The 15,849-nt window shown below is 62.5% G+C and carries 14 protein-coding genes; 2 read left to right on the forward strand and 12 right to left on the reverse strand.

Features of this window, described 5'->3' with window-relative positions:
• Positions 1-359: 359 nt before the first annotated feature.
• The 5 genes from VGO04_RS04360 to VGO04_RS04380 all read right to left on the reverse strand — a co-directional run bounded on the left by VGO04_RS04360 (position 360) and on the right by VGO04_RS04380 (position 6,034).
• Positions 360-1,202 carry a MurR/RpiR family transcriptional regulator gene (locus VGO04_RS04360; RefSeq protein WP_327494736.1) on the reverse strand — a complete coding sequence of 281 codons (843 nt, stop codon included), beginning with the start codon at positions 1,200-1,202 and terminating at the stop codon, positions 360-362.
• Positions 1,203-1,323: 121 nt separating this feature from the next.
• Entirely contained in the window at positions 1,324-2,244 is a 921-nt protein-coding gene (gene ppk2, locus VGO04_RS04365) for a polyphosphate kinase 2 (RefSeq protein ID WP_327494737.1), read from the reverse strand.
• Between the two features lie 116 nt (positions 2,245-2,360).
• Entirely contained in the window at positions 2,361-3,839 is a 1,479-nt protein-coding gene (locus tag VGO04_RS04370; RefSeq protein ID WP_327494738.1) for an aldehyde dehydrogenase family protein, read from the reverse strand.
• A 102-nt stretch (positions 3,840-3,941) separates the two neighbouring features.
• Complete coding sequence (locus VGO04_RS04375; RefSeq protein ID WP_327494739.1) at positions 3,942-5,147, reverse strand: MFS transporter; 1,206 nt, start codon at positions 5,145-5,147, stop codon at positions 3,942-3,944.
• A 245-nt stretch (positions 5,148-5,392) separates the two neighbouring features.
• Entirely contained in the window at positions 5,393-6,034 is a 642-nt protein-coding gene (locus tag VGO04_RS04380) for a DMT family transporter (protein ID WP_327494740.1), read from the reverse strand.
• Between VGO04_RS04380 and VGO04_RS04385 the strand changes: the two genes are divergently transcribed.
• A complete protein-coding gene (locus tag VGO04_RS04385) occupies positions 6,002-6,898 on the forward strand; it encodes a LysR family transcriptional regulator (RefSeq protein ID WP_327494741.1) in 897 nt (298 codons plus the stop codon). The two genes, VGO04_RS04380 and VGO04_RS04385, sit on opposite strands and share 33 nt — an antisense overlap.
• Before the next feature lie 62 nt (positions 6,899-6,960).
• On the opposite strand, the gene VGO04_RS04390 is transcribed toward VGO04_RS04385, so the two are convergent.
• The 7 genes from VGO04_RS04390 to VGO04_RS04420 form a co-directional block, all read right to left on the reverse strand.
• A complete protein-coding gene (locus VGO04_RS04390) occupies positions 6,961-7,971 on the reverse strand; it encodes a Tim44 domain-containing protein (protein ID WP_414650512.1) in 1,011 nt (336 codons plus the stop codon).
• Between the two features lie 211 nt (positions 7,972-8,182).
• Positions 8,183-9,778, reverse strand: coding sequence for a GMC family oxidoreductase (locus VGO04_RS04395; protein WP_327494743.1), 1,596 nt, complete (start codon positions 9,776-9,778; stop codon positions 8,183-8,185).
• A gap of 87 nt (positions 9,779-9,865) precedes the next feature.
• Positions 9,866-10,861 (reverse strand): branched-chain amino acid ABC transporter permease, encoded by a 996-nt coding sequence (locus VGO04_RS04400; protein WP_327494744.1) that lies wholly within the window; start codon positions 10,859-10,861, stop codon positions 9,866-9,868.
• On the reverse strand, positions 10,854-11,741 hold the full coding sequence (locus VGO04_RS04405) for a branched-chain amino acid ABC transporter permease (RefSeq protein ID WP_327494745.1): 888 nt from the start codon (positions 11,739-11,741) through the stop codon (positions 10,854-10,856). Before VGO04_RS04405 ends, VGO04_RS04400 begins: the two co-directional genes overlap by 8 nt.
• Positions 11,742-11,744: 3 nt before the next feature.
• Positions 11,745-12,446, reverse strand: a complete 702-nt coding sequence (locus tag VGO04_RS04410; protein WP_327494746.1) for an ABC transporter ATP-binding protein — start codon at positions 12,444-12,446, stop codon at positions 11,745-11,747.
• A gap of 1 nt (position 12,447) precedes the next feature.
• Positions 12,448-13,230, reverse strand: a complete 783-nt coding sequence (locus tag VGO04_RS04415; protein WP_327494747.1) for an ABC transporter ATP-binding protein — start codon at positions 13,228-13,230, stop codon at positions 12,448-12,450.
• A gap of 4 nt (positions 13,231-13,234) precedes the next feature.
• Complete coding sequence (locus tag VGO04_RS04420) at positions 13,235-14,440, reverse strand: ABC transporter substrate-binding protein (protein WP_327494748.1); 1,206 nt, start codon at positions 14,438-14,440, stop codon at positions 13,235-13,237.
• Positions 14,441-14,680: 240 nt separating this feature from the next.
• Here VGO04_RS04420 and VGO04_RS04425 point away from each other — a divergent pair, with 240 nt between their 5' ends.
• Positions 14,681-15,625, forward strand: a complete 945-nt coding sequence (locus VGO04_RS04425) for a LysR family transcriptional regulator (RefSeq protein ID WP_327494749.1) — start codon at positions 14,681-14,683, stop codon at positions 15,623-15,625.
• The last annotated feature ends 224 nt before the right edge of the window (positions 15,626-15,849 follow it).

Raw genomic sequence — 15,849 nt, forward strand, 5'->3', positions numbered from 1 at the left:
AGGCTGATTCCAACTGTCTGATGACCGGCGATGACCTGCCGGAAGGCACCATATTTTCCGCTGCCATGGTTCGTTCCCCTTTATGGCTTAACAACGTGAAAATGTGAAAACTCAGTTTCATGAAATCTACATCATGAAATCGCAGTTTCATAGAAGATTCTATGACGCGCTGCGAAAGGATCAGGACCTTCGCAGAACAGTGTAGGGAATGCAGGTTTCGTGCCATCTCATGAGAAACTGTAGTTTCTCGTTTTACGTCAGAGCTTTGGCGGCGGATCGTTGTCGCAACGGCGTCTGAAACTCAGATTTCTTGTGCCCGAAAAATGTTCTGGCATTTCAGGCAAATGCCCAATCGCCGCTCACAATTCCTCAAGCGCATCGTTGATGGCTTCGATGCCGCGCAGCCGATTGCGGCCGGCGGTGCCAGCGATTTCGATGCACCGGGTGGTGAGCAGATGACAAAGCGCCATGACCGAGACGTGGTTGAAGAGCGGGCCTGGTGCCAGTGTCTGGCAGCGGAAATGCCATTCCGCCTGGTTGAGGAAGGGTACGCCCTCATCGGTGATGTAAAGCAGCCGCGCGCCGGATTTTTCGAGCTGCGCGAGAATGGGTTCCATCAGCGAAACGCGCCTGCGCAGGCCGAAGAGGATGACGACATCGTCCCTGGCGATACTGACCAGGTGCTCGCCGAGCGTCTGGCCGCCGCCGGGAATGGCGGAGATGTTCTCGATCACCTGGGTCATCTGCCATTGCAGATAGGTGGCAAAGGAATGGCTGGCGCGAAAGCCGATCACCCAGACCTTGCGGGCGGCGAGAATGGCCGTTGCCGCCGCCGTCACCTGGGTTTCGGAGATCGCGAGAAAGGTCGCCTCGATGTTGGCGACGCCTTGGGCCACATGGGACGTGAGCGACTGTTCACCGCCGCTGTCGGTCGCGGTTGCGAGGAAAAGGCGCGAGCCCGTCTGCTTGTCGGCGCGGGCATGGCGGCGCGCTTCCTCGTAATTGTCGTAGCCGAGCCGCTGGATGAAGCGCGACACCGTCGCCTTCGAGACATGCGCGAGCGCCGCGAGTTCCTGGGCTGAGTAGCTCGCGACTTCACCGGGAAAGTCACAGAGAAAATCCCCGAGCCGCCGCTCGGCTGGATGCAGGTCCGGCAGTACCTGGCGGACACGGGTGAGGAAGGAGCGTTCTTTGGGGCCCATGCGATTTCCATGAAACTGTCGTTTCACGGCAATCTCTGATTTTCAGGGGGATATTGCAAGCGAGGCGGGCGGGTACCGCCTCGCTTTCAACTGCTGCCGATCGGCAGGGCGGCTGCGCGCGTCAGTATTTCGACGGCACGTAGAGTTCCGGCGGCAGCACCTTGCGCTCGTAGTCCGGATTGAAAACGCGCTCCGGCAGCGAGATTTCCTCGTGCGGCACATCCTCGTAGGGGATCTGGGTCAACAGGTGGTCGATGCAGTTCAGCCGGGCGCGCTTCTTGTCGTTGCCTTCGACGATGTGCCAGGGGGCTTCGGGAATGTTGGTGCGGGCAAAGGTCTCTTCCTTGGCCTTGGTATAGGCCTCCCAGCGGACCCGCGACTGCAGGTCCATCGGCGAGAGTTTCCACTGCTTCAAGGGGTCGTGAATGCGCACCAGGAAGCGCATCTGCTGCTCCTCGTCGGTGATCGAGAACCAGTATTTCACCAGCCTGATGCCCGAACGCACCAGCATGCGCTCGAATTCCGGCACGTCGTCGAAGAACTGCTCGACCTGGTTTTCGGTGGCAAAGCCCATGACGCGCTCGACGCCGGAGCGGTTGTACCAGGAGCGGTCGAAGAGAACGATCTCGCCGCCGGCCGGCAGGTGCGGCACGTAGCGCTGGAAGTACCATTGCGTCTTTTCGCGGTCGGACGGCGCCGGCAGTGCGGCGACGCGCACGACGCGCGGATTGAGCCGCTGGGTAATACGCTTGATGACGCCGCCCTTGCCGGCGGAATCACGGCCCTCGAAGATCACCACCACCTTTTCCTTGTGGTAGACCACCCAGTCCTGCAGCTTGATCAACTCAGACTGCAGCCGCAAGAGCGTGCGGAAGTAGTCGATGCGCGGGATCGTCGGCGGGTGGCTCTTGCGGTAGATCTTGCGGATCTCCTCCGACAGCGCCGGTTCGGAAAGCTCGAGCTCGTAGTCCTCGTCGAGCGTGTCGGCGAGTTCCGCTTCCAGCCAATCCTGCGTTTCGATCTCGTCGTTCGACCTGTTCATCTGACCCTCCGAATACAGTGCGTCCGATGGCAGCTCTCAGCTGCTATCATTAGTCGGCTTATTTCACAGCCGCATGAAGGGAATTTGACGCCGGGGCTTCTGCGCCCCGATTGCAGTTATTCCTTGAGATACCAGCCCCAGGGCTCGTCCGCGTCGAAGCTGGTGATCTGCTTGGTCTCGAGATAGTTGGAAAGCCCCCAGCGGCCGAGTTCTCGGCCGATGCCCGATTGTTTGTAGCCGCCCCAGGGCGCCTCGGTGAAGGTCGGCTGGGAGCAGTTGATCCAGACGATGCCGGCACGGAAGGCGCGAGCTACGCGCTCGCAGCGATCCCTGTCGGCCGACATGACGGCGGCAGCGAGCCCGAAGCGGCTGTCGTTGGCCATGCGGACCGCGTCCGCCTCATCGCTAAACGGCTTGACGCAGACGACGGGGCCAAAAATCTCCTCGCGCCAGACGAAGCTGTCCTCGCGCATGCCCACCAGCACCGTCGGTTCGATAAAGTAGCCGCTGTTGAGGCCGGCTGGGCGTCCGCCGCCGGTGGCGACCGTGGCACCGTCCTGCCGGGCACGGTCGATGGCGCCCATGATCTTGTCGTATTGCCCCTTGGAAACAATCGGGCCAAGCAGGGTGCCGTCGTCGATCCCGTTGCCAACGGTAATCTTGGCGGCCTCCTCGCAGAGGCGCTTGACGACGGTCTCGTAGATCTCCTCCTCGACGAGAACGCGCGAGGTGGCCGAGCAGACCTGGCCCTGGTTCCAGAAGATGCCGAACATGATCCATTCGACGGCCTTGTCGATGTCACTGTCGGCAAAGATCACGAAGGGTGACTTGCCGCCGAGTTCGAGACTGACATTCTTGATGTCCTGGGCACCGGCCATCATCACCTTGCGGCCGGTCGCCACCGAACCGGTAAAGGCGAGCTTGTCGATCAGCGGATGCTCGGTCAGCGGCTGGCCGGCCTCCATACCGGTACCGGTCAGGATATTGAGAACACCGGACGGCAGCCCGACCTCTTCGGCAATCACGCCGAGTTCAAGCGCCGTCAACGGTGTCAGTTCCGACGGTTTCAGCACGACGGTGCAGCCGGCGGCAAGCGCCGGGGCGACCTTCCAGGACACCATCAGCAATGGATAGTTCCAGGGCGTGATCGCGCCGACGACGCCAAGCGGCTCGCGCACTGCACGCGAAGTGAATCGGTTGTCGCCGACGGCAATCGTCTCTTCCAGGTCAGCGTCCAGTTCCTCGGCGAGGCCGGCATAATAGCGGAAGCAACCGGCGGCGTCGTCGATGTCCCAGAGCGCTTCGGGCAGCGGTTTGCCGTTGTCGGCTACTTCGAGCCGTGCCAGTGAATGGCGCTTCTCTTCTATCTTGGCCGCAATCGCCCGGAGATAGGTCGCACGCTCGGCGCCGGAGAGTTTCGGCCAGGGGCCACTGTCGAAGGCGATGCGGGCTGCCTTGGTTGCCCGGTCCACGTCTTCATAGGTTGCTGCCGGCGCGCGATGGATGATCTCCTCCGTCGCCGGATCAATGACGTCGAGCGTGCCGCCGCGCCGTGGTTTCTCCCATTTGCCGTCGATGAACAACCGATCCTGCATGCCATACCCCTTAAAAAGCCCGGAGCGAGTATGGCCAGTGAAAACGAAACGCGCCAGCCGCAAGTTACGGCTGGCGTTGATGTTTTTGGTTCCTGCGGCAGTTCAGTCGTCGCCTGCGCGCCGTTGCCGTGCGAGGAAGGGTAGAACCGGAAGGACTGCGCAGGCGCAGGCAAACAGCCAGAATTGCCCAAGTGTCATGTGGCCGCCCGTATACAGAACTCCGGAGAGGATGCCGGCCGTCAGGAAGAGATCCATCAGCGGCAGACTGAGGGCGTAAAAGACCGTCTGGCGTTCCAGGCACAGACAGCGTTGCACAATGGTAAAATAGGCCGCGAACGCGATCATTTCCGGTATGCCGCCGATGACGAGCAGCCCACTGGCCACAAGGTGGTTGGGCGCAAAGACCAGTGCGAAGGTCGAGAGGCCTTCGAGCAGGCTGGCAATGAGGTAGGCGACGAGCAGTGCACGCGTATCGGCCAGAAGACCAGCCAGCCGATGCGAGACCATCGCGCCAATCAGGGCGCCGGCACCTTGCGCCGCCAGAAGCAAAGTCCACATCTCGGCTCCGAGACGGAACTGGTCGCGATTGAGCCAGAACAGGAACGGTTGCAGCGCACCCAGTGAGACCATGTAGCCGAAGGCGGGCAGGAGCAAAGCCCATAGCACAGGGTTCTCGTGCAGGATCGCACTTGCCTCGCGAGCGAAGCGCGGGGCGCGAGAGGTTGCTGGCTCCTGCTGCACCGGCTTGTCGCCTGGCTGGAGCATCAACAGAACGACCGCAACCATCTGAGCGAGTGCCAATGCGAAAAACGTGGTCGAAATCGACGTCGTCGTGGCCAGAAGACCTGTCGCTGGCGGTCCGAAGATCTTGGCGAAGCGGTCGATTGTCTGGAAGACCGTGTTGGCCTCCATGTTGCGGCCGGCCGGAATGGCGGTGGCGCGGAGCGTCAACAGGCCCGGCGTGATGACCGTATCCGCAAGGCCAATGGCCAAGACGATCATCTGCAACGTCACGACATCCGGAGCGAGCGTCAGGCCGGGGATCGCGACGGCGGTGATTGCAAGGGCGCATAGGAGCGGACGCCGTGAGCCGACGCGCCGCAGCAACGCGGCGGCGAACGGCGCAAGCAGGATGCTTGGTAGGAGGCGAAGGACAAGGCTGCCGATGAGCTCCGCTCCTGCGCCGAAGCGGGTCGCAACAGCGAGCGGCAGCGCGGCAACGAGCATCCAGGAGCAGAACGAATCGACGGCGAGAACGAGGCTGACACGCCGGAAGGTGGCATCGCCCCAAAGGTTGGAATTGGTCATGATGGTGAGCCTGATGGCAGGCAATCGATCCCGGATCAGCCGGAATAGCGTAGGTGTGAGGATCGATGCGAAAGAAACGTGTCCGCTCAAAGGGCGGACGGTTCTGGGCTCACAGCTGCAAGCCCCGCCTTGCGGGGCAGATCAGGCCATCAAATGGGGTTCGCTCGACATGAGCATCGTCTACCACGCGGGTTTCGTGGGTGACAAGCACCAGTCGGGTGAATGTGGCTGGCCGATCGACACGACTATCGCGTCGCACCAGCCAGCGCCGCGGGAGCGTTGGCGAGCTGCGTGACGATCATGCCGCCGACGATCAGCAGCAGGCCGGTCAGTCGCGCGGCGTTGACCGGCTTCAGCGGGAAACCCATCAGGCCGAAATGGTCGACGAGCATGGAGATGGCCATCTGTCCGGCGATGACGGCGACGATGAAGCTTGCCGCGCCGAGCTTCGGCGCAAGGAGGAGAGCCGCAGTGATATAGATCACGCCGGCAAATCCGCCGATCCAGATCCACCACGGACCCTTGAATGCCACCGCGAGACTGGGCAACGGCGCCCTAAAGGCGATCAGCATCGGTAGGATAAGCGCGAGGCTGACGCCAAGTGAGACGGCTGTTGCCCAAAGCGGATGGCCGAGGAGGCGACCAAGGGTGGCATTGGCGCCGGCCTGGAGGGGGACGACGGCGCCGGCGAAGATCGCCGCGGCAAGCATGAGGAGGGAGGAGAGCGTGGGCATTGTTTTTTCCTTCTTGATTGACCCATTGTCGCTGATCCATTTCAAGAATGGAAATTCCAACTTCTCACATGCTATATTCGCCATATGAATAATCTTGGTGCTGTTGATCTGAATTTGCTGGTGGTGCTCGACGCTCTGCTGGCGGAACGTCATGTGTCGCGCGCCGCCATCCGGCTGAACAAGAGCCAGCCGGCGGTCAGCCATGCGCTCGCGCGCTTGCGGGCTCTCTTCGACGATCCGCTTCTCGTGCGGCATGGCGGGCAGCTGCAGCCGACGGTGCGGGCGCTCGAGATTGCGCCGAGGCTCACCGAGGCGCTCGCGCATATGCGCCAGCTGATGGGCTCTCACGCATTCGATCCCTCGCAGGAGCGCCATGTCTTCCGGCTGGCGATGTCCGACTATGCGGCGCTCGTCCTTCTTCCGCAGTTGATGGCCGTGCTGCGCAGGCAGGCGCCGAACGTCGACCTCCTGGTCGGCCAGGCGAGCCGCGAAGTGATGATGGCACAGGCCGTCGACGGCGAGATCGATCTGGCACTCGGGGTGTTCCCGACACTGACGGAGGATTTGAGGACGTCGCTGCTGTTTGAGGAAGATTTCGCCTGCCTGGCCGATGCCGCGAGCTTGGATGGCGAAAAGACGATGGATCTTCCCGCCTATCTGAAAAGGCCGCACATTCTCGTTTCGCTGCGCGGCGATACCGGCAACGAGATCGACCTGGCGCTGGCGGCCGGGGGCCACAAACGCCGCATTGCGCTGGCATTGCCGCATTGGAGTGTGGCGCCCGGGCTTGTGCTTGGAACCGATCTGGTGCTGACGGTCGCGCGCCGCATTCTACCGCGCGACGCCGAGGCCGGCCCGCTGACCGTGTTTGACCCACCCTTCGCCATCCCGCCCTTTGCCTTTCGACAGATCTGGCACCGCCGGCGCGATGCCGACCCCGCCCATCGCTGGCTCCGGGACCTGATCGCCCAGGCCCTTGTCCCGCCGGAGGCGGATTTGGCAATCGCGCGACGATGAAAAGGAAAGGCCCGGTGCGGCAGAGCCGACCGGGCCTTTCGTCATTTCACGTCACGGGCACGTCAGTCGTGGCTGACGCCCTGGATCGCCGAGACCTGCCACTCAGCGCCCGGCTTGCGGACGAACGTCCAGAGCTCGACGGCTTCGGTCAGGTTATCCGGATCGCCGCTGATCACCTTGCCGGTGGCGCGGTCGCGCATCACGTCGATGCTTTCGTAGCGCATCGCGACGGTCGCAAACTCGGTTCCGTTTTCCGACCAGGCCTCGGACACGTCGCCTTGGACCAGGTGCACGTCGCGCACATCGTTCTTCACGCCGCTGGTCGCGTTGTCGCTGAGTTCCTCGGCGAGATAGGACATGGCTTCCGGCGTCGTCAGGCGGCGCAGCGTGCCGTAGTCCTCGGCGGCATAGGCTGCCTGGACGTCCTTCAGCATCTTTTCGAACTGTTCGAGGTCGGCCTGTTCGATGCCGATCTCATCCGCAGGACCGTCGGTGACGGGCGCCTGCACCGGAGCAGCCATCGGGCGTGCGGATGCCTGTGCGCCCTGCTGACCGCCGCCGATGCTCGGGATCTTAAACGACGGCATGCCACCTGCCGGCGACTGGCTCGACGAGCGCTCGGACGGGCCGGCATAGGCCGTCTGCTGACGGTTGCGGCCGAAGAAGCGCATGGCGAGCATGATCAGGCCGCCGATCAGAAGCATCTGCACGATCATGCCGAGGAAGCCGGCCGCACCGCCGAAGCCGCCGCCCATCAGCATGCCGATGAGGCCGCCGACCATCAGGCCGCCGAGCAGTGAACCGCCGAAGCCGCTGAAGAAGCCCGGACGGGCGTTCGGCTGGGTGGCGTTGGTCGCCGGGCGCGTTTGGCCGGCTGCCGGATTGGTGGCTGCGGGGCCAGCGTCCTGACGCGGCGTCATCGAACGGTCAATCGGTGCGGCGCTGGTCGGCGCGGTGTTGGTGGTCGCCGGCTGCGAGAAGGTGCGGGTGCCGCGGCTGCCGAAGCCACCGCCCGAACGCCGCGCTTCGGCGACGTCCACAACGGTCAGCGCGACGACCATGCCGATCGCCATCATTGCCAGAGTTCGTCCAAAACGCCCAAATCGCTGCATTGCCATTGAAACCCCTAATCTTGCTTGGGCTCGAAAACCGAGCCATCAGGGCCTGATATAGGGGCTCAAGGCTTGAGATTTAAGCTTTTCGCGTCGCTTTTTGGCCAGTTTACCGTTATCCGCCGCCGCTCCAGGCGGCGAATCCGGCATGGAATCAGCACCTTCGAGGGGCTTAGCGATTGGCTGCCAAAATCATGCCGGCCGCCTTTTCAGCGATCATGATCGTCGGTGAATTGGTGTTGCCTGAGGTGATCGTCGGCATGATCGAGGCATCGGCGATGCGCAGGCCCTTGAGGCCACGCAGTCGCAGTTCCGGATCGACGACGCTTTCGGGATCAGCCCCCATACGGCAGGTGCCGACGGGGTGGAAGATCGTGGTGCCGATGTCACCGGCCGCGCGCTTGAGATCATCCTCCGTCTCATAGGAAGGACCCGGCTTGAACTCGACCGGGTTGAAACGGGCGAAGGACGGCTGCTTGACGATCTGCCGCGTCAATCGGATGGCGTTGACTGCGACGTTGCGGTCGGCCTCGGCCGTCAGATAGCGCGGCCGGATGTCGGGCGCTGCGGCAAAGTCCGCCCCTTTCAGGTGCACCGAGCCGCGGCTTTCCGGTCGCAGGTTGCAGACGCTGGCGGTGATCGCCGGGAACGAATGGACGGGCTCCCCGAACTTGTCGAGCGAGACCGGCTGCACGTGATACTGCAGATCGGGCGTTTCCTTCTCGGGGCCCGAGCGGGTGAAGATACCGAGCTGGCTCGGCGCCATTGCCATCGGGCCGGACCGCTTCAGCAGATATTCAAGCCCGATCGACGCCTTGCCGATCAGCGAATTGGCCTTTTCGTTGAGGGTCGGCACGCCCGTCACCTTGTAGGCCATGCGCAGCTGCAGGTGGTCCTGCAAATTCTCGCCGACGCCGGCGCGTTCGTGTCGAACCTCGATGCCGTTTGCCTGCAGCACGTCGCCGCGGCCGATGCCGGAGAGTTCGAGGATCTGCGGCGAGCCGAGGGCGCCAGCGGAAAGCACGGTCTCACGCGTCGCACGGGCGCGTTTGACCACCCCATCGTGCTGGAACTCGACGCCTGCGATGCGGTCGCCTTCGATGATCAGCTTGCGCACATGCGCCTTGGTCAGAACCGTCAGGTTGCCGCGCTTCTGCGCCGGCCGAAGGAAGGCCTTTGCGGTGTTCCAGCGAATGCCGGCGCGCTGGTTGACGTCGAAATAGCCCGAGCCCTCGTTGCTGCCTCGGTTGAAGTCCGGGGTCTCGGGAATACCGGCCTCGGTTGCCGCCTTCTGGAACGCATCAAGCACGTCCCAGCGCACGCGCGCCTTTTCCACCCGCCATTCGCCGCCGGCCCCGTGCATGTCGTTGGCACCGCGATAGTGGTCTTCGGATTTCTTGAAGAGCGGCAGCACGTCGTCCCAGCCCCAGCCGGCGCAGCCGAGCTGGCGCCAGTGGTCGTAATCGTCAGCCTGGCCGCGCATGTAGATCATGCCGTTGATCGACGAGCAGCCGCCGAGCACCTTGCCGCGTGGGTATCCGAGCGAGCGGCCGTTGAGACCCTCTTCGGCAGCGGTGGTGAAGCACCAGTCGGTGCGCGGGTTGTTGATGCAATAGAGATAGCCGACCGGAATATGGATCCAGTGGTAGTTGTCGCGACCGCCGGCTTCCAAAAGCAGCACGCGATGTTCCCGGTTTTCGGAAAGGCGGTTTGCAAGCACGCAGCCGGCGCTCCCCGCCCCGACGACGATGTAGTCGAACGTGTCCATGGTTCTCTCTCAATGTTCGGGGCTCGATCCTTTGGATCCGGATCGGGCTATGGCTCCGTCCCACCCGGTCGGGGTGGGGAGGGCCCACTATTGTCTGTGTTCAAAACCGAGTTTGCGGCCGAGCCGCGAATGATAGAACTCGCCGACGATGCCGCGGCGGAAAACCAGCACGCAGACCATGAAGACAAGGCCGGTAATGATCGTCACCGGGAATTCAGAGGTCGCGAGATAGTTCTGCAGTGTCACGACGAGGCCGGCGCCGAAGAGCGGGCCGATCAGCGTGCCGATGCCGCCAAGAAGCGTCATCAGGATCACCTCGCCCGACATCTGCCAGCCCACATCCGTCAGCGTTGCAAACTGGAAGACCAGCGCCTTGACGCCGCCGGCAAGGCCGGTGAGCGCTGCCGACATGACGAAGGCGGCGAGCTTGTAGTTGCGCACGGAATAGCCGAGCGACACGGCGCGCGTCTCGTTCTCGCGGATCGACTTCAGGATCATGCCGAAGGGCGAATGGATGATGCGCCAGATGATGGCGACACCGATGACGAAGACGCCGAGCACGAAGTAATACATGTTCGTCGACTGGCTGAGATCGATGAAACCGAAGAGGTGGCCGCGCGGCACGGACTGGATGCCGTCCTCACCCTTGGTGAACTCCGCCTGAAGGCAGAAGAAATAGAACATCTGCGCCAGCGCCAGCGTGATCATCGCAAAGTAGATGCCCTGCCGGCGGATCGCGAGAAAGCCGACGATCAGGCCAAGGAATGCGGCGCCGGCGACGCCGACGAGAATACCGATTTCCGGCGGCAGCCCCCATTCCTTGACCGCATGCGCGGTGAAATAGGCAGCCCCTCCGAAGAAGGCCGCGTGGCCGAAGGAGAGCAGGCCGGTATAGCCAAGCAACAGGTTGAAGGCGCAGGCAAAGAGCGCGAAGCAAAGAAGCTTCATCAGGAAGACGGGATAGAAGAACAGCGGCGCCAGCATCAGAAGCACCAGGCCGACCCCAAGGAACACGGTCTGGACGACGGCCGGGCTCTTTTCCTTCGGTTTTTCGATGTCGAGTGTCAGCGTCATATCAAGCATCCCGGCCGAAGAGGCCTGCCGGCCGTATCAGGAGAACGATGGCCATGATCACGAAGATCACGATGTTGGAGGCCTCCGGATAGAAGACCTTGGTCAGTCCTTCGGCAACGCCGAGCAGATAGCCGGTGACGATCGCGCCCATGATCGACCCCATGCCGCCGACGACCACCACGGCGAAGACGACAATGATGATGTTGGAGCCCATCAGCGGCGAGACCTGGTAGATCGGGGCGGCGAGCACCCCGGCAAGGGCGGCGAGTGCCGCTCCGAGCGCATAGGTGAGCGTTAGGAGGAACGGCACGTTGATGCCGAAGGATTGCACCAGCACCGGGTTTTCGGTGGCCGCGCGCAGATAGGAGCCGAGCTTGGTCTTTTCGATCACCAGCCAGGTGCCGATGCACACGACAAGCGAGAAGACGATCACCCAGCCGCGATAGACGGGCAGAAACATGAAGCCGAGATTGATCCCGCCGGCAAGCGCTGCCGGTGTCGCATAGGGCTGGCCGGAGGCGCCGTAGAGATAGCGGAACGTGCCCTCGATCGTCAGCGCCAGGCCGAAGGTGAAGAGCAGGCCGTAGAGCGGGTCGAGCGTATAGAGCCGACGCAGCATCGTGCGCTCGATCAGGGCGCCGACGAGGCCGACGGCGACCGGTGCCACGATCAGCGCTGGCCAGTAGCCGAGGCCGAAGTGCGACAGCAGCAGCCAGGCGAAGAAGGCGCCGAGCATGTATTGCGCGCCATGGGCAAAGTTGATGACGCGCAAGAGGCCGAAGATGATGGCAAGGCCGAGGCTCAACAGAGCGTAGAACGAGCCGTTGATGAGACCGATCAGCAATTGCCCGAGAAAGGCCTGCAGCGGAATTCCAAATATCGTGCTCATGGCTCAGACCCCCAGCACATCATGCAGCGTGTCCATGCGGGCAGAGAGCTCCGAAACCGGGAACTCGCCGACCATCTGACCATGGTCCATCAGGTAGAAGCGGTCGGCAACCTTGCTCGCGAAGCGGAAGTTCTGTTCGACCAAAAGCACGGTCATGCCGCGCTGTTTCAAGGTTTTCAGCACGTCGCCGATGCGCTGGACGATGACAGGGGCAAGCCCCTCGGTCGGCTCGTCGAGCAACATCATGCGCACGCCGGTGCGCAGGATCCGGGCGATCGCCAGCATCTGCTGTTCGCCGCCGGAAAGTTTCGTCCCGGGGCTGCTGCGGCGCTCGTAGAGATTCGGGAAAAGCTCGAAGATTTCGTCGATCGTCATGCCGCCCTTGGCGACAGCCGGCGGCAAGAGCAGGTTTTCATGGACCGACAGCGTCGAGAAGATGCCGCGCTCCTCGGGAATGAAGCCGAGGCCGTGATGGGCGACCCGGTGCAAGGGCACCTTCATCAGGTCCGCGCCGCCAAAGCTGATCTCGCCCTTGCGTTTGCGCACGATGCCCATGATCGAGCGCAGCGTCGTCGTCTTGCCGACGCCGTTGCGGCCAAGCAGCGTGACCATCTCGCCTTCGCCGACGGTCAGGTCGACGCCGTGCAGGATGTGGCTTTCGCCATACCAGGCGTTGAGGCCGGACACTTTCAACAGTGGTTTCATCTCAGGCCTCCTCGGTACCCATATAGGCGGTGCGCACGCGCGGGTCGGCCGACACCTTCGCATAGTCGCCTTCGGCAAGAATCTCGCCGCGCTGAAGAACCGTGACCTGATGGCAAAGCGTCGAGACGACGGAGAGATTGTGCTCGACCATCAGCACGGCACGCTCGCGGGCTACTTCGCGGATGATCTCGGCGACCATGCCGACATCCTCATGGCCCATGCCGGCCATCGGCTCGTCGAGCAGCAGCACTTTGGGATCGAGTGCCAGCGTCGTTGCGATTTCGAGCACGCGCTTGCGGCCATAGGAAAGGTCAGCGGCAAGGGCGTTGCGCTCGCGGTCGAGGCCGACGGAGCGGATCAGTTGGTCGGCCTTGGCATTGAGGCCGTCGAGTGCCGACATCGGTTTCCAGAACTGGGTCGCAAGCCCGTTCGGCCGTTGCAGCGCGACGCGCACATTGTCGAGCACGGTCAGATGCGGAAAGACGGCCGAGATCTGGAACGAGCGCACCAGCCCCATGCGCGCGACCTTGTCGGGTGAGGTACGGGTAATGTCCTCGCCAAGCAGCGTGATCGTGCCGTCGGTCGGCTGCAAGAACTTGGTCAAGAGGTTGAAGACCGTCGTCTTGCCGGCGCCGTTCGGGCCGATCAGCGCATGCACGCGGGCGTGGTGGACGTCGAGATTGACGTTGTTGACGGCGGTGAAGCCACCAAAGTCACGGCGCAGCCCGCGGGCGGAGAGAACCACCCGCGGCGCGCCGTTCGGTTCGTGAACCGGTGCACTCATTGCGTCAGGACTTTACAAGGTCGCAGCCACTCTTGGCCGGATCGATGAAGGCTTCGGCGCCCGGAATGGTGGCGAGCACCTTGAAGTAATCCCAGGGTTCCTTGCTTTCGTCCGGCTTCTTCACTTCGAGCAGGTACATGTCGTGGATCATGCGGCCGTTCTCTGCGACCTTGCCGTTTTCGGCAAAGACATCGTTGACCGGTAGCGCACGCAGTTCCTTGGCAACGGCATCCGCATCGTCGGTGCCGGCCTTCTCGATCGCCTTCAGGTAGGAAAGCACGGCCGAATAGGTGCCGGCATGAACCATGTTCGGCATCTTGCCGGTGCGCTCCAGGAAGCGCTTGCCGAACTTGGCGCTCTCCTCGTTGCGGTTCCAGTAGAAGCCCTCGGTGAGCGTCAGCCCTTGTGCCGCTTCGAGGCCGAGGCCATGGACCTCGGCAAGCGTGAAGAGCAGCGCCGCCAGGCGCTGGCCGCCCTGGACGATGCCGAATTCGGCCGCCTGCTTGATGGCGTTCGAGGTATCGAGGCCGGCATTGGCCAGGCCGATCACCTTGGCACCGGACGATTGCGCCTGCAGCAGGAAGGAGGAGAAGTCGGTGGTCGCCAGCGGATGACGCACGGAGCCGACGACGGTACCGCCGTTTTGCTTGACATAATTGCCGGTGTTTTCCTCGAGCGAATAGCCGAAGGCATAGTCGGCCGTCAGGAAGAACCAGCTGTCTCCGCCCTGCTTGACCAGCGCGCCGCCGGTGCCGACGGCAAGCGCATGGGTGTCATAGGCCCAGTGGAAACCATAGGGCGAGCACTGCTTGCCGGTGAGCTCGGTGGTGGCAGCGCCGGTGTTGATGGTGATCTTCTTCTTTTCCTTCGACAGCGCCTGCACCGCAAGGCCGACCGAGGAACTGGTCAGTTCCATGATGCTGTCGACCTGCTCGGTGTCGTACCATTGGCGGGCGATGTTGGAGGCGATATCGGCCTTGTTCTGATGGTCGGCGGTGATCACTTCCACCGGCGCGCCCAGCACCTTGCCGCCGAAATCCTCGACCGCCATCAAGGCTGCCTCATAGGAGGACTTGCCGCCGAAATCGGCGTAGACGCCGGACTGGTCGTTCAAGATGCCGATCTTGACCTTGCCGTCGGATGCGTCGGCGAAGGCGGCCGTGCTGCTGGCAAGCATTGCGGCGAGCGTAATGATCAGTTTCTTCGTCATCATGTCCTCCTCCAGAGATCCCGTGAACGATGGCGAAACAGCGCGCAAAAGGATGCGCAGCTCCGAAACACCCTTGGCGATGTCGGATCGTCTATTTCGTTCTGTTCATATTTGGCCAGACATGCTCCTCAGATGTCGGCTCTGTCCGTTACAATCCGGAAAAAAGCGCTTGGATGCAAGCGCCGGCGACCGTAAATTGCAAACAGGGTCTGTTCATTTTCGAACAGATGGGGAGTGGCGATGAATCCGAATTTCACCTGGGACGATCTGCAGTTCTTTCTCGCGGTGGCGCGCACCGGGCAATTGTCGACGGCGGCACGGCGCTTAAGAACCAGTCATGCCACGGTATCCAGGCGCATCGACCGGCTGGAATTCGCGCTGAAGGTCAAGCTGTTCGAGCGCAATCCGCGCGGCTACGTCTTGACCGGCATGGGCCAGCGCTTCGTCGAGACCGCCGAACGGATCGAGCGCGAGACCGAACAACTGCAGCTCGACATCAGCGACGGCCTGACGGCGCAGCGTGGCGTCGTGCGGCTGAGTACGCTTGAAGGCTTCGGCAACTTCTTCCTGGCGGATCGGCTGGCAGACTTTGCCGCCAGCTATCCGAACGTCTCGCTCGAGCTGGTGGCGATCCAGCAGATCATGTCGCTGTCGCGCAAGGAGGCGGATATCCAGGTGGCACTGACGGCGCCGAAGGCCGGACCTTACCATTCCGAGGTGCTGACCCCCTATACTCTGCATGTCTATGGCGCGCGCAGCTATCTGGCCAAGCACGCGCCGATCACGAGCCGTAACGACCTGGCAGCGCACCGTTTCGTCGGCTACATCGAAGACATGATCTTTGCTCCGGGTCTCGATTATCTCGGCGAGCTGCAGCCGGGACTGCGGGCTCATTTCCAGAGTTCGAGCATTCTCACCCAGCTGAAGGCGGTGCGTCAGGGTCTCGGACTTTGCGTGTTGCCGCACTTCATGGCGCGGGAGGAAAAAGACCTCGAAATCGTCCTCCCGGAAGAGATCGAGCTCAAACGCACCTATTGGATGGTTTGCCACCGGGACCTGGTGGCGGTGCCTCGGGTGAGGGCGGTACGTGAATTCCTGATGCAGATTGCACGGGAGAACCGGGGCTATTTCACCCGCGAAGCGACACCTTTGGCAGCAAGCCCGCGACGCATGTCACGGCCGTAATGCGTACCGCTTGGTGGTGAGCGGGGATCTGTTGGGCGCAAACGGGTGATTTGCGCCCTGAAAGCCCGCCGTTTTGATCCTCAAAATCTGCCGAAATTATCAACAGCCGAAAATCTCTATAAAAATCAATGTATTGTCGATTTTTGACAGTTTTTTGAAGAACGCTGTTGACGTGTCGGAGTGGGTGGGTCTATAAGCCCGATCACTGACGAGGGCGGCGGCGC

The sequence above is a fragment of the Ensifer sp. genome (assembly GCF_035999185.1).
In the GTDB taxonomy this organism is placed as follows: domain Bacteria; phylum Pseudomonadota; class Alphaproteobacteria; order Rhizobiales; family Rhizobiaceae; genus Ensifer.